The 14463-nt window shown below is 40.1% G+C and carries 14 protein-coding genes; 2 read left to right on the top strand and 12 right to left on the bottom strand.

The genetic code is table 11. The features are described 5' to 3' along the window. Nucleotides 1-25: 25 nt before the first annotated feature. Nucleotides 26-706: a ferredoxin--NADP reductase gene (locus BM156_RS06095; RefSeq protein ID WP_093918954.1), complete on the bottom strand. Its 681-nt coding sequence runs from the start codon at nt 704-706 to the stop codon at nt 26-28. Between the two features lie 156 nt (nt 707-862). Between BM156_RS06095 and BM156_RS06090 the strand changes: the two genes are divergently transcribed. Further along, the gene (locus BM156_RS06090) at nt 863-1366 is read left to right on the top strand and encodes a flavodoxin domain-containing protein (RefSeq protein WP_093918953.1); all 504 of its coding nucleotides are present in this window, start codon (nt 863-865) and stop codon (nt 1364-1366) included. Here the strand turns inward: BM156_RS06090 and BM156_RS06085 are convergent. Then, on the bottom strand, nt 1363-2073 hold the full coding sequence (locus tag BM156_RS06085) for a tRNA1(Val) (adenine(37)-N6)-methyltransferase (protein ID WP_170846877.1): 711 nt from the start codon (nt 2071-2073) through the stop codon (nt 1363-1365). The genes BM156_RS06090 and BM156_RS06085 overlap by 4 nt on opposite strands. Before the next feature lie 198 nt (nt 2074-2271). On the opposite strand from BM156_RS06085, the gene BM156_RS20585 reads away from it, so the two are divergent. Continuing rightward, nucleotides 2272-2472 carry a hypothetical protein gene (locus BM156_RS20585; protein WP_139218221.1) on the top strand — a complete coding sequence of 67 codons (201 nt, stop codon included), beginning with the start codon at nt 2272-2274 and terminating at the stop codon, nt 2470-2472. Nucleotides 2473-2686: 214 nt separating this feature from the next. Here BM156_RS20585 and nhaA read toward each other — a convergent pair whose 3' ends face one another. From nhaA to BM156_RS06035, 10 genes are all read right to left on the bottom strand, one after another. After that, on the bottom strand, nt 2687-3991 hold the full coding sequence (nhaA, locus tag BM156_RS06080) for a Na+/H+ antiporter NhaA (RefSeq protein ID WP_093918951.1): 1305 nt from the start codon (nt 3989-3991) through the stop codon (nt 2687-2689). Nucleotides 3992-4371: 380 nt separating this feature from the next. Further along, nucleotides 4372-5145: a TIGR02757 family protein gene (locus tag BM156_RS06075; protein WP_093918950.1), complete on the bottom strand. Its 774-nt coding sequence runs from the start codon at nt 5143-5145 to the stop codon at nt 4372-4374. Nucleotides 5146-5149: 4 nt separating this feature from the next. Then, a complete protein-coding gene (locus BM156_RS06070; RefSeq protein WP_093918949.1) occupies nt 5150-5803 on the bottom strand; it encodes an ABC transporter ATP-binding protein in 654 nt (217 codons plus the stop codon). Between the two features lie 36 nt (nt 5804-5839). Continuing rightward, nucleotides 5840-6871 (bottom strand): calcium/sodium antiporter, encoded by a 1032-nt coding sequence (locus BM156_RS06065; RefSeq protein ID WP_093918948.1) that lies wholly within the window; start codon nt 6869-6871, stop codon nt 5840-5842. A gap of 27 nt (nt 6872-6898) precedes the next feature. Continuing rightward, on the bottom strand, nt 6899-7324 hold the full coding sequence (locus tag BM156_RS06060; RefSeq protein ID WP_093918947.1) for a Sec-independent protein translocase subunit TatA/TatB: 426 nt from the start codon (nt 7322-7324) through the stop codon (nt 6899-6901). A gap of 122 nt (nt 7325-7446) precedes the next feature. Further along, nucleotides 7447-10443 (bottom strand): protein translocase subunit SecDF, encoded by a 2997-nt coding sequence (gene secDF / locus BM156_RS06055; protein ID WP_093918946.1) that lies wholly within the window; start codon nt 10441-10443, stop codon nt 7447-7449. 109 nt (nt 10444-10552) lie between these two features. After that, the gene (locus tag BM156_RS06050; protein ID WP_139218220.1) at nt 10553-10960 is read right to left on the bottom strand and encodes a hypothetical protein; all 408 of its coding nucleotides are present in this window, start codon (nt 10958-10960) and stop codon (nt 10553-10555) included. Between the two features lie 210 nt (nt 10961-11170). After that, nucleotides 11171-12544 carry a family 43 glycosylhydrolase gene (locus tag BM156_RS06045; RefSeq protein ID WP_170846876.1) on the bottom strand — a complete coding sequence of 458 codons (1374 nt, stop codon included), beginning with the start codon at nt 12542-12544 and terminating at the stop codon, nt 11171-11173. 225 nt (nt 12545-12769) lie between these two features. Beyond that, nucleotides 12770-13204, bottom strand: coding sequence for a retropepsin-like aspartic protease (locus tag BM156_RS06040; RefSeq protein WP_093918943.1), 435 nt, complete (start codon nt 13202-13204; stop codon nt 12770-12772). 63 nt (nt 13205-13267) lie between these two features. Further along, a complete protein-coding gene (locus tag BM156_RS06035) occupies nt 13268-14194 on the bottom strand; it encodes a malate dehydrogenase (protein ID WP_093918942.1) in 927 nt (308 codons plus the stop codon). Nucleotides 14195-14463: the final 269 nt, after the last annotated feature.

The raw sequence follows: 14463 nt of genomic DNA, 5'->3' as shown, positions 1-14463 counted from the left end.
AACTTCTTATGGCTTCTGAAATTGCTTAAAAATAAACTTCACAGTGAATCTGATCACGATCAAATCCTTTGTCCTTTAGCACTTCCAAAGCATCAAAAATCATGTTACTGTTTCCACACAGATAAAACTGCGTTGTTTTGTCAAATTTTGTTTTCTTCAAATACTTTGTCAAGCGACCATGAACTTGTCCGCTCTTATCTCCTGTAGTACACAACACATGTCGCTCAGGAGCATATTCGTCTTTATCATACGCCTCATGTCCGTAGCGAACACCATGAATGATTTGGTAGTCCAACTCCGGGTAGGTTCTTACCATGCTTCGGAAAGGAGCAATTCCAGTGCCACTTGCAATGAATACAAACTTGTGGTCTGCAACCTTTTTTTCATCAATACGAAACTTTCCGAAAGGGCCGTTCACTTCCACCAAATCTCCGGGTTTCAGATGGCTCAGTTTTGGGGAGAAATAACCTTCTTTTACTTCTTTCACCAAAACCTCCAAATGCTCATCCTGCTCTCCACTGTAAATCGAATATTCGCGACTTTGATAGTCCCCTTGAATACCCAGTGAAATATGTTGTCCGGCTTTAAATTTAAATTGTTTCTTTGGCAATCTCAATGAGAATGTTTCATCCGTTAGTCGTCTGACTTCTTTTACTTTGTAAAAGCTTTCATCAATCTTAATTGCTTGCATAACTTCTATCGACATAGCATGTAATTTTGGGCTGCAAAGATAAATAATTTATATAAAAAGACATATGAATCTGAATTTATCTTTACTGGCCGATTATAATCTTAACTTAACCGATAAAAACACGGTTTGTTTTGGACAAATGCCTTAAATTTGATAGAAAATCTCCATCTTATGAAAACAATGATTATTTATATGTCAACCCACGGTTGTACCAAAAGGGTTGCACATGAACTAGCCAATGAGCTTTCTGGGCAAGTTTCTCTCGTCAATTTAAAAGAGGACAAAAATCCTGACTTTCAAAATCATGACCGTGTAATCATTGGAGGATCGATCCATGCCGGACAAATTCAACGAAAACTGAAAGAGTTTTGTGAATACAACTTGGAGGAATTAGGTAAGAAAGAAATTGGACTTTTCATTTGCTGTATGCATGAAGGAGAAGAGGCTTTTCAGCAGTTGAATAACGCCTTTCCTGAAAAGCTGCACCAATATGCCAAATCTGAAGCCATTTTGGGAGGTGAGTTTAACTTCGAGAAAATGCGTTTTTTCGAGAAGATCATTGTTAAAAAAGTAGCTAAAGTTGAAGAAACAGTCAACAAGGTAGACCACGAAGCCATTCACAAATTTGCTCGAAGGATGGAAAAAACATTTTCCCCGTTCTTGCTTCTCATTTAAAATGCCAGGTAAAAATCTTTCGTTAGCTCTCGATAATCCATTGAAAAATCACTGCTTTTTGCATCGCGGATATAAAAAACTGACTCTTGGAGTAGAGCGTCTTCCAAAGATAACTCCACCAGTAACCGGTGAAACTTCTTATTTAAATCGGGGGCAACTCTTACGATTCGGCTAAGCTTAAAGCCTGTTGCTTCGGTCAACTCCAACAAACGCTTTTCCTGATCCACAGGTAAAATTAAACTCAATCGCCCCTTCTCATTCAGCAATTGCTTTGCTTTACTCAACAACTCTTGTAAACTCAATGCGTCCGTATGCCGCGCTTGCGTTCTCTTGGGATCTTTTGCTTTCAACGCGTTTTCAAAAAAAGGCGGATTTGAAAAAAGGTGATCATACCGATAGGCTGATTCAAAATCTTGAAAGGCTCCTTGAAAAAGCTTAATCCGGCTCACCCATTTCGAGTTATGAAAATTCGCTGTCGCATCTTTTATTGCCTCCGGCTCCAGCTCAACAGCATCAACCAAGGCTTGCGATCTTTGAGCAGCCATTAAAGCAATCAGTCCTGTTCCTGTTCCAATATCCAACACCCGCTTGACTCCGCTTAAGTTGATCCAAGCCCCCAGAAGCACTCCATCAATTCCAACTTTCATTGCAGCATGCTCCTGAACAATCCGAAAATGCTTAAACTGAAAATAGTTGTTTCGTCCCATTCCTCTTGATTTGTGAGTTATCTCATTTTTTAAAATCAAAAGTATAAATTCATTAGCTAGGTATATTATGCCATTGTTAATTAACGTGCTTTTCATTTGCATTTCCATCGGAAGCAGGTTGACAGCAAGGCTATTTTATACATTTGCAGGCGCTAAAACAAAAGCATTTCGTAGTAATATAAGTGACGGCGAATTAGCATGAAAAAGAGAGATTATTACATTTTGGGATTTTTACTGTGCCTGGTTGTTTATTGTTCTTTCCATCGTAAGAATAGCCAGGACACGACAAGTAGTAATGAGGCTATGGTAGATGAACAACAGTTACCAACTCCGACAACGACCTCTTCCGTTGATTCGATTCAACCGAACAAGGAACCACTGCTAAATGCCGGCGTTTGAGGTTTTGGGGGCCGGCACCAGCCAATTTGATTTTTAATAACTTATTACCGCTTTTAAGAATTAGAAAAGCAAACACATCGTTATTATTTCGATTTACACAGACTGTAAATAATCAACAAAGGTTGATAACTCATAAAAAATAGATGGCCAGATATAAAATCCAGCCATCTATTTTTATTTTATCTAAGATAAGGCACTAAGCCTTTTCACTTTACTAAGCACTACAATCTTTTTTGCTGCACATATACAAAAAGACATAACCCACAATTCCAGAAACCAACGAACCGAGTAGAATTCCCACCTTGGCCGAATCTTCAAATACAGAGTTTACAAAGGCCAGGTTTGAAATAAAAATAGACATCGTAAAACCAACACCCGCCAATAATGCGACCCCGATAAGACTCTTATAATTCACCCCTTCGGGGAAAGCAGCCAACTTCAATTTCACACCCAGAATTGAGAACAGGCTAACCCCAATTCCCTTACCAACAAATAAGCCAATTGCAATACTGGCAATCAATGCATAATCCAGATGCATGTTCTCACCAAAAGAGATTCCAGCATTCGCCAAGGCAAAAATCGGCATCACTAAGTAAGCCACCCAATTGTGCAGGCGATGTTCTAAATGCTGCAAAGGTGATTGCACGGCTGTCGTCCAACCTTCCAAATCATCTAATTGCTCGATTTGATTGGAAGATAAAATAGGAGCTTCTCCTTTTTTCGAAAACTCAAAGCCTTCAATGATACTTGAAACTTTCCGCGTATAAGCCTGAACACCGATACGCTGACGAATAGGAATGGTTAAAGCCAACAAAACACCGGCTATCGTTGGATGAATACCAGATTTTAAAAACAGCACCCACACCACAATACCAACAATTAAATAAAGGTATTTTGAATAAAGACGCCAATAAGAAAGTGCAAATAAAATACCGACCAGCCCCATTGCATAGGCTAGCAAGGCCCACTTAATGCCGGTACTATAAAACAAAGCAATAACCAACACTGCTCCTAAGTCATCAACAATCGCGAAAGCGGTCAAAAATACTTTCAGACTAATTGGGACTCTTTTCCCCAGCAAGTTCAAAATTGCCAGTGAAAAAGCAATATCTGTTGCCATCGGAATTCCCCAACCTGCCAAAGTTTCAGGGTTATTATTAAGCAGGACAAACAGGCCAACAGGAACAAGCATCCCACCAATAGCGGCAAAGAACGGGAAAGCGGCCTTCCGAACCGAGTTTAGTTCTCCAATAATCAGTTCCCGCTTTATCTCTAATCCAATGAGAAAAAAGAAAATTGTCATCAAACCATCATTCACCCACAAAATCAATGGTTTATTCAACGAAAAGCTCTCGGTAGTAATTCCAAGCTTATAATCCCACAACGATTCGTACAAGTGAGCAAATGGTGAGTTGGCCCAAATGAGTGCAAAGATGGTAGCACCAAACAAAAGAATACCACTTAAACTTTCAATTTTAACAAATTTCTGAAAAGGAGTTACGAGTATACGTTCTATCATCGTTATTATATGTTTATGCAAGATATCCAATTTCATTTTTCAATTAACCGACCAACTTAAAATTCCCCAAAGCACTAACCAACAAGCGATAGAGCCATTACCTAAAGTAATTTTATTGACCGTTTTTTGGCTTCTTGCGTTTTTTACAAATATCTAATAAAACCTGAAATTCTTCAATTTCCGATTACCAAAATAACATTCTCCTAACAATTAGGTAATTTTTAGGCCCTAATACAAATCACATTAAATATTTTATGAAAATCGTCCCAAATACCACGAAAATCCGAGTTCTGTAGAATAAAACAGAGCTTCGGGTTTACCGGTGCATCCAAAGTTAGCAAGAAAAATTTCATTCGTCATCAAGCTTAATTAACAACAAATTAGCCCCAAGTGTTCTTGAAAGCTCCTAAGCCAAATAAAGCGAAGTCATATTTAATCGGATCATCGGGATCAAATTTTCGTAATTGATCGGTCAACTCAAGAACCGAACGCCAATTATCTTGCTTCCTCTGCAGTAATCCTAACGCGCGAGCTTGCGTGCCAGTATGAACATCGAGAGGTATTAGCAAGTCACTCATGGGAAGCTGACGCCAAATTCCAAAATCAACCCCCGCATCATCTGAACGAACCATCCAGCGTAGAAACATATTTAGGCGTTTAGCCGATGCGCCTCGATCAATGTTAGACACGTGCTTCTGCGATCTGGATTCGTGATCAACTTCAAAAAAGACCTTTCGAAAATATCTTAATGCTGAAGCAACTGAATTATTCTGTCGGTAACCATGCGCAAACACAGTCTCTAAGCCTTGATGATTTTTATAGATGTTTTTCAGTGAACGCAGAAAAAACAGGCAATCTGTTCCATTAAATGTGCGGTGCTTAAATTCCAGAAAATTGCCCCAGTCGTTCTCAGTCGTATTCATTAAAAAAGCATACGGCTCATGTTCCATCCAATTCATCAAACGTGAAGCATTTTTGATGATTGTCGGACGTTGTCCCCAAGCAATGGTAGCCGCTAAGAAACCAGCAATTTCGATATTTTCCTTTTGTTCAAACTGACGAGGAATCTGTATTGGGTCAGTTTCAATGAAGTCAGGATGGTTGTACTGTACTGCCTTCTCATCCAGCAACTCTTTAATTTCGCCCAAAGTCATAAGCCTACTCTTCAATCCATCCATCACGCATCGCCACAATCTTGTCCGACTGGCGAGCAAAATTCTCATCGTGTGTTACGATCACTAAGGTCTGATTAAACTCGTCGCGCAGTTTAAAGAAGAGGTCGTGAAGATCTTCCCGGTTTTTGGTGTCCAGGTTACCTGATGGCTCATCGGCAAAAATAACCGCGGGGTCATTCACCAAGGCACGAGCCACAGCAACACGTTGCCGCTCTCCTCCTGAAAGCTCCGCCGGTTTATGGGTCATCCGGTCTTTCAGCCCCAAAAAGTTAAGTAAATCCTTCGCTTTCTCCTCTGCATCCTTTTTGGAACGCTTCGCAATAAAAGCAGGAATACAAACATTTTCCAAAGCTGTAAATTCTGGCAATAAGTAATGGAACTGGAAAACGAAGCCAATTTCGCGATTTCGAAAAGCAGCCAGCTTTTTTTCGCCCAGTTTCGAGAGTTTCTCTCCCCGGATCTCAACATGACCAGAATCGGGATTACTCAAGGTTCCCATAATCTGGAGCAACGTTGTTTTTCCTGCACCACTGGGACCTACAATGCTATACAGTTTCCCTTGAGGAATATGGAGGTCAATCCCCTTCAATACCTGAAGTTTTCCAAATGACTTTGTTATATTCTGAACCTGTATCAAACGAATTTCTTTATTGATTAAGTTGCCTAAAGATAATCAAAGTAATATTATTTCGCGGGTAATATACGCAACATAGAGGCCTAACAGAATTACTCCTGTAAGCCAGTTAATCTTCCAACGGTTTACCAGCAATAAAATTGCAAATGCAATCAAGGATGCGAACAAAATGAAAGATGAAACGGTCAGGTTCTGGCCAGAAGCCTCAATGCTGCCTCCCGAAATCAGCATGACAATCAGGAAAGGCAAGCCTAATCCTACCAGAATATCAAAAATATTCGACCCAATAGCATTACTAATAGCCATGTCTCCTCTCCCTTGCTTAGCGACAATTAGAGAAGAAATCAGGTCAGGCACCGAAGTTCCAATGGCCAATACAGTCAAGGCAATAATTGCTTCAGGAATATTTAAAAGGATAGATATTTCAATTGCTGTTTCGACCAATACCCAGCTCAAACCGGCAATCAATAAAATTGAAACAGTAAAAACCCAATAGTACTTTTCGGCTTTCGGAAAAATAAAACACAATGCCCGGTCAACCAGGTTAACCTTCCCATCGCATCCTTCCTCCTCTTCTTCCTGTTCAAACTCAACATCTTTATAAGGGAAAAACTTTCGCCAGTTAACCACAGCCCAGACATAGATGATATAAACAACCAAAAATGCAACCGCATTCCATAAGCTGAAATCGCCATCAATAATTCCCCACAGTAACAAGGCAACCGCAATAAAATAGAATAAGATGTCGCGCAAAACAGGTTGCCAGGTTAGCCTTGTTTTCCGAACCAAGGCAACCAAACCTCCAATCGCCAGCAAATTAAACAAGGCACTTCCAACAATACTCCCGATTCCGATAGCTTCATGGTTTCCCGGCTTAAGAACCGAGAAAAGTGCAACAAACAGCTCTGGAGCACTTGAGCCAACAGCCATCAGCGTAGCTCCAGCTGCATCCGAAGATAATTTCAAGTCATTGGAAATACGATCGAGTGAGACCACAAAAAACTTGTCGACAATGCGTGCCAGCAATACAAAGCAAAGCAGCATTGCCAAACCATAAAGTAGAATTGACATAGCTATATTTTAAACCGTTCAGTGTTCTTAGTCCTGCTTTTTTTCAGGTGTAGGTTCTGTTGCCGGTTCTTCCTCGTTAGGAGTAGGGTGCTCTACTTCTTGAGACAGTTCAGTTTTTTTAGGTTCAGTTTCAATAGCCGAAACTTTTTCGACTTCGTCGCTTAGTTTATTGGTTTCGTACTTTACACGCGAAGAAACCTGATCAATATCCTGACTAATTTTCTGCGTTTCGCTTTTTACAGTTGAACGAATATCGTCAATATCACGTTTAAAGTCGCCAGTATTATCTTCAAACTCACGTTTGATTTCGTTAGTCGCTTTTTTGAATTCGCGCATTCCTTTGCCTAGCGTTTTGGCAATATCCGGAATTGCTTTCGAGCCGAAAAAAAGCAGAGCTAAAACCATCACCAGAACAATTTCACCACCACTAATAAACAACATATGTAGGGCCATTTTTGAAAATTTTCAACAAATATACAAACAAGTTCAGTACATCTGTAACTCTGAATGGATTTCGGCAAAAAAAAGAAGCCCCGACAGATTCTGCCGGGGCCAAATATTATAAAGTAGGATTATTACTTTCTCTTAGCGACCACTTTAGCGGCTCTCTTTTGAGTATCGAAAGCAACAGGAGTTGCAATAAACAAAGAAGAGTAGGTACCGATAACCACACCAACCAATAAGGCAAAAGTAAAGCCTTGGATTGAAGTTCCACCGAACAGGAAGATGGCTAACAATACCACAAATGTACTTAACGAAGTACTGAAGGTACGACGCAAAGTAGAGTTTAATGCGCTATCTACATTCTCTTCGCGGTTACGTTTTGGATGCAAGCCCATGTACTCACGAATACGGTCAAATACAACTACCGTATCGTTGATGGAGTAACCCAATACGGTCAAAATCGCTGCAATAAAGGCTTGGTCAATCTCCAATGAGAATGGCAGGAAGCCATGGAACAAGGAGAAGAGCCCTAACACAATGATGGTATCGTGAGCCAAAGCGGCAACGGCTCCTAAACCATACTGCCAGTTGCGGAAACGGATTAAAATGTAAAGGAAGATGATCAACAAGGAGAATGAGATCGCAATTAAAGCGTCATTCTTAATATCATCCGAAATTGTTGGTCCTACCTTTTGAGAACTCATCCGGTGATCCTTAACAAAAGTATCCATATTCATTTGACCGATAAAGCCTCCATCTTGAAGACCTTTCAACAACAGTTGTTCAACTTCATTGTCAACATCATCAGTTAGCTCATCAATCTTATATTCTGTTGTAATCTTCACTTGGTTGTTACCACCAAAAGTTTTCACTTCAGGAGCTTCACCATACACGGCGTTCAACGCTTTACCAACCTCAGCTACTTTTACATCATCATCGAAACGAACCACATAAGTACGTCCCCCTTTGAAGTCGATACCGTAGTTGAAACCACGAGTAACAAACGAGAAGATAGAAATTACGATCAGTGATCCAGAGATCAAGTAAGCAATCTTACGTTTTTCCAAGAATTTGATGTGTGTATTTCTCAACCAGTTGTCGGTCATTTTTGAAGCAAAAGTAATTTTCGCGTCTTTACCCAACTGACGTTCGAAAATCAAACGAGTCAAGAAAATCGCTGAGAAAAGAGAGGTAAAAATACCAATCATCAATGTTGTTGCGAAACCTTTAATCGGACCAGAACCGAACAAGTAAAGAACAACACCGGTTAACAAGGTTGTCACCTGACCGTCAATAATCGCAGAGTAGGCATTCTTATAACCATCAGCAATTGCCAGTTTCAAGCCTTTACCTGCTTTGCGTTCTTCCTGGATCCGTTCATAGATCAGCACGTTCGCATCCACAGACATACCAATGGTCAATACAATACCTGCAATACCAGGCAGCGTTAGTACGGCACCAATTGAAGCCAACACCCCAATTACAAAGAACAGGTTAGCCAACAAAGCCATGTTTGCTGTTAAACCAGCTTTTTTACTGTAGAAGAACAACATGTAAGCCAATACCAAGATAAAGGCAATGGCAAACGACCACATACCACTGTTAATCGCTTCTTGTCCCAATGAAGGTCCTACAATTTCTTCCTGCAAAATACGGGCAGGAGCTGGCATTTTACCTGATTTCAGAATGTTTGCCAAGTCTTTCGCCTCTTCAACAGTCTCCAAACCAGTAATACTTGAACGACCTCCGGTAATTTCACCATTCACATTTGGGAATGAACGTACGTAGCCGTCCAATACAATGGCGATTGATTTTCCAATATTTTCTTTTGTCAAACGAGCCCATGTTTTTGCTCCTTCAGAGTTCATGGTCATCGAAACTTCAGGACGGCTACCAAATTGCTCATAATCCTGACGTGCATCAACAATTACATCTCCTTCAAGTGGAGCACGGCCATCACGGCTGGTTACTTTAATAGCAATCAAGCGGAAGAAATTTCCAGCGTCATCAACAGCTTTAGAAGTCCATTTAAACGTCAGGCTTCTTGGAATAACTGACTTCACCTGAGGCATGCTCAAGTATGAATTTACCGCTGAAGTATCTTTAGCGTGAGCGGTACCTACCACTGGCCCAGGGAATAACTGTCCGTCAGCTGTTGTACTTGGAGTAAGTACCGCAAATAATGGGAAGTTCTTTCTAAAATCAGCCATGTTGTCCAAAGCTGCAGTACTATCTGCTTCTTCAGTTTCCAACTCTTCCAACAAAGATCCGTCACCTTCAGTCGTCGCTTCGGCGTCATCAGCCGTAGCAGTCTCTTCAGTTTCGGTAGCTGTAGTCGAAGCTTCCAAGTTCAATACATCTTTCAGCTGCTCGTTAATCTGAAGCATGTAAGGGTACACTTCGCTGTTATCCCAAGTTTCCCAGAACTCCAGCTTAGCCGTTCCTTGCAACAGTTTCCGGACACGCTCAGGATTGTCGACACCTGGCAATTCAACCAAGATACGTCCACGAGTTTGAAGTGGCTGAACATTTGGCTGTGCAACGCCAAAGCGGTCAATACGTGTACGAATGATATTGAACGAGTTGTCGATAGCAGCATCCGTTTCTTTACGAATCACATCAAGCACTTCTGAATTGCTTGAGTTATACTTCACTTTGTCTTTCAACTCCAATGTGTTGAAAATAGCCGCCAAACGAGCGTTCGGGTCTACTTCTTCGAAAGCACGACCAAACAGGGTCACAAAGTCTTCCTGGCTATCCAACTGAAGTGCTTGCGCACGTTTAATGGCCGCATTAAAGGTTGTATCGGCACTGTAGTTTGATAATGACTTGATCAAGTCAACTACTGATACTTCCAAGGTAACGTTCATCCCACCTTTCAAGTCAAGCCCCAGGTTCATCTCCAGCGCTTTAACTTCTTTGTAAGAGTAACTTCTTAATCCAAGCAAGTTATAAACTTCCTCGCCTGAAATAGAGTCCATGTAATTCCGAAGTTTTACAGGATCTCCCTGAGCATACTCCTCAGCATTGCGTTCAACCTGCCGAGCCTTATAAGTAAAGGTCAACTGGTAAACACAAACTAAAGCCAACAGAATGGCAAAAGTTCTGATTAATCCTTTGTTTTGCATTTGTCTAAAATTTTAGATTGTATGTGTTTATTGAATGATTTAATAGCATTAGATCCGAACCCACTGATTCAGATTGCAGAAAAGAAACGAACTTCAATCGCTTCGAAACTTAAGCTATAAGGGGGACGTCATCAGTATTGGAATGATGACAAATAACGAATTTCCGAAAATGAACCATCGGGTTTTGCGGTGAGCGCTCTTTCAACGACTCTACTTTCAGCAAATGATAAGTTATGTGATTGTGGAAAGCAGTTAAAAACTTATCCTGCCCAATGGAGAAAAGGATTTTTGAGCACAAACGATCACTTCCGCTACGAACTTTAAAGCTACTTCCTGGATTGCAGAAATAAACCTGCGCAGGAATCACCTGATGTTCCGAAGCGTCTTGCTGCTGTTTCATCAACTCTTGTGGCAGTTGGTCATGACACAAGTCGAAAACAACAGCTCCTCCTATCACTAATACAAAAAGTAGCAAGCGAAGGGTAATCTTTCGGGATATGTGAATCTTTGTTTTCAAAAGTTTTTCGTCAACCGGTGGCAAATATATTCATTTTTGCGAAATCAACACGAAAAAACAACGGCTAATTTATTGTTCTCCACCCGACCATGAATCTGCTTCACATCCTGAAATACAATTGGATAAAAACTAAGTCCTATCATACTGTCAAACGTGTTATAAAACAAGTTTGACTATTTCCGCAGATGCAAAAAAGAAATGGTCTCGTATTTATAATCGATGACACATAGGTACTTTTTCAGCAAATCGAAACCAGTCGATCTCAAAATCACTACTACCATCACCTGAAACTTCAAAGATCAACTCAGCAATTCCTTTTGTCTTTTTAACTTTAAATGATTCTTCAACCCAGGCTGATTCTTTAGATTCTTCTAATTTAATTTCGGCAATCTTTCTTCGCTGTCCTCCTTGTTCCACATAAAGCAAAAGGGTTCCTTTTCGACCTAGAGCTCGATACTTTAAAGAAAACCTGTTTACCCCCGCACTAAAGTCTAAATATCTATACACAACCTGATCTCCCCCTTTCATTTCAGAAAGTATCTCATTAGACTCACTTTCCTTTTCAATCCTCACATTTCCCTTCATACTACAGGCCCTTTCTGCATCAATAATTTTAGTCGCATCCAATGGGGGTAAAGCTCCTTGCGTTGTCATTTCTACCTCTGGAATTGAGCCATCGGATAAGAATTGAATTTTTTCCACACACGATTTCCTAAACATCTGACATCCATGTGTTGAGCGATGATAAAAAACATACCATTGATCCTGAAAATTAAAAATAGACCCATGATTATTCCAATTTCCTGGATTACAACCACTATTATCGATGATTACACCACGATATATATAGGGTCCAAAAGGGTTATCACTCGTAGCATAGCCAAGGCAGCTAGGCACTTTATTCCTGCTTTCATCAGCATAAACCAAATAGTAAATTCCATTTCGTTTCGTCATGTAGGCACCTTCATGAAAGTAATGCTCTGAAACGGTAATTACTTTATCTCGGATTGTATTTGTATCAATTGTTCGCATATCGGGGTTTAAAATGCCCATTTTCATATCACCCTGTCCCCAAACAACATAAGCCGTACTGTCCTCATCAATAAAAACTGATGGATCAATCTGACTGTATTTTTCTCCTGTATTTAATATTTGTCCATTCTCAAAAGGGCCTATGGCACTTTCTCCCAATGCTGTCCCCAATGCATTATTATTATCAGGCTGACAATAGTACAGGATATAGTTATTACCTTTTTTTGCACAGTCAGGAGCAAACAATAACTTATCATTATAAAGAACCTCATCATTCTTTCCGTCTGACGCAAATACATCACTAGCAACATTCCATATTTTCATATCTGTTGTGCTAAGAATATCATGTTTCCAAGAACACCAAAAATCACAACTTAAATCGGTGGATGTATACAGATAGAGTATAGAGTCATTCCAACTGCGGGCAGAGGGATCGGCTAAGTAGATTCCTGGAGGGCTGATGGGGTTCTGAGCTTTTATCAGGCCAGGCAATAAAACAAGAAACAAGTAAAAAATAAGCCTAAATGAGAAATCAATCACTTTGTCCTTCAAAAACATCGCTTTTTTTTAAAAATAAAACTATTCAATTTTTATTGTTTATCTTGTTTTGAATTATTTTGAAATAGCCTATTCACTTTTCTTCGCAGTCTTAAAGAGCCCTCGCCCTATCTCCTACCAATGCTGCTCTCTCGTTCCCTCTTTTTATCCTTTACCTACAACAAAAGGATAAACACCATTCCATATCGGTTACTCAAACCTATTACAAAACAACTCCTGCTATTTCCGCGGACGCGAAAAGGAAATGGTCTCGTACTTATAATCGATGACACATTGGTATTTCTTCAAAAGATCGCTTCCCAGCAAACCGCAAATGCGTACATTTCGATACTTCCGATATATCTCGTTGACATGATCCAAATCAATTAAAGCAACTTTCTGATCCCGTACTTTGAGTTTTCCAAAAGCAATATAAGCAATCTCTCCAACGGCAGTTTCAACCATTCCTGTTCCTATGCCAGCACTTTGGTATTCTTCATCACTCAATGGTTCTATTGATTTGTAGTACTGTTCCAGTCGTTTATCAAACACCGTTTTAGATGCCCCGGTGTCAATAATCCAATACCCCAGTTCTCCGTCTTCAAACTTTCCCTGCACCAGCAAATGGTAGTTATGCTCCTCCAACTCAATTAACTCTAATGGTATTTTTGCCATAGCTATAAAAAAAATGCCTCCGCACTTGCGGAGGCATTAAATATAGTGTATTTAAATGCTTCTTTAAACTTCAAGCAATGCATTTACTTTGCTTACACCTTCTGCACTTGCAGTAAGCTTCTCTTTTTCAGCATCCGAAAGAGAAATCTCAACGATTTTCTCAATTCCGTTTTTGCCCAATACACAAGGAACACCCAAAGAAATGTCATTCAATCCAAACTCGCCTTCAAGCAAAGCTGAGCAAGGGAACATTTTCTTAGAGTCAAGCGCAATTGCTTTAACCAATTCAGAAACAGCAGCACCAGGAGCATACCAAGCACTTGTTCCTAACAATTTAGTCAAAGTAGCACCACCAACTTTAGTTGCTTCAACTACTTCGCTCATTTTTTCTTCTGAAAGGAATTCAGAAACTGGCACACTGTTACGAACAGCTTTCTCGATCAATGGTACCATACCCGTGTCTGAGTGACCACCAATAACCATTCCTTCAACATCTGATTGAGGGCATTCTAAAGCCTCAGCCAATCTGAATTTGAAACGAGCGCTATCCAAAGCACCGCCCATGCCGATAATCCGGTTTTTAGGAAGGCCTGTTGCTTTGTGAGCCAAGTAAGCCATGGTGTCCATTGGGTTACTTACCACAATCAAAATCACGTTTGGTGAATGCTTGATCAGGTTCTCAGCAACGGTTTTAACAATGCCAGCGTTAATACCAATCAATTCTTCACGAGTCATTCCTGGTTTACGAGGAATACCACTGGTAATAACAGCAACATCACTTCCAGCTGTTTTTGAATAATCGTTTGTACTACCAACAATTGTTGAATCAAATCCATTCAACGAAGCAGTTTGCATCAAATCCATTGCTTTACCTTCGGCAAAACCTTCTTTGATATCGACCAATACGATCTCATCAGCAAAATCTTTAATGGCGATATATTCAGCACAACTGGCACCCACCGCACCAGCACCGACAACTGTTACTTTCATAATTGTAAGTTTTTATTATAAGACATTATTAAACGTGACGCAAAGATAAAATGTATTTTGAAATAGCCTAAAACTATCGTTCCCGCTTAACAATTTAATAACTGATTGATAAGCGTTTCATGTCCTTTTTTTACTACCTTTATACTCGCCCCAAAAGGTACCTCGAGGTGCTATATAACTTAGCCTAAGTACTGATACCTCCTCCCGCTTTTTAATTCCAATTACTGCCCCTGAAACATTTTCAACTTACAGTCTCGATCTTGAAATAT

Source organism: Sunxiuqinia elliptica, assembly GCF_900113005.1.
GTDB classification, from domain to species: Bacteria; Bacteroidota; Bacteroidia; order Bacteroidales; family Prolixibacteraceae; genus Sunxiuqinia; species Sunxiuqinia elliptica.
Note: the sequence above shows the minus strand (reverse complement) of the source record. Positions and strands in the feature narration are given on the sequence as shown.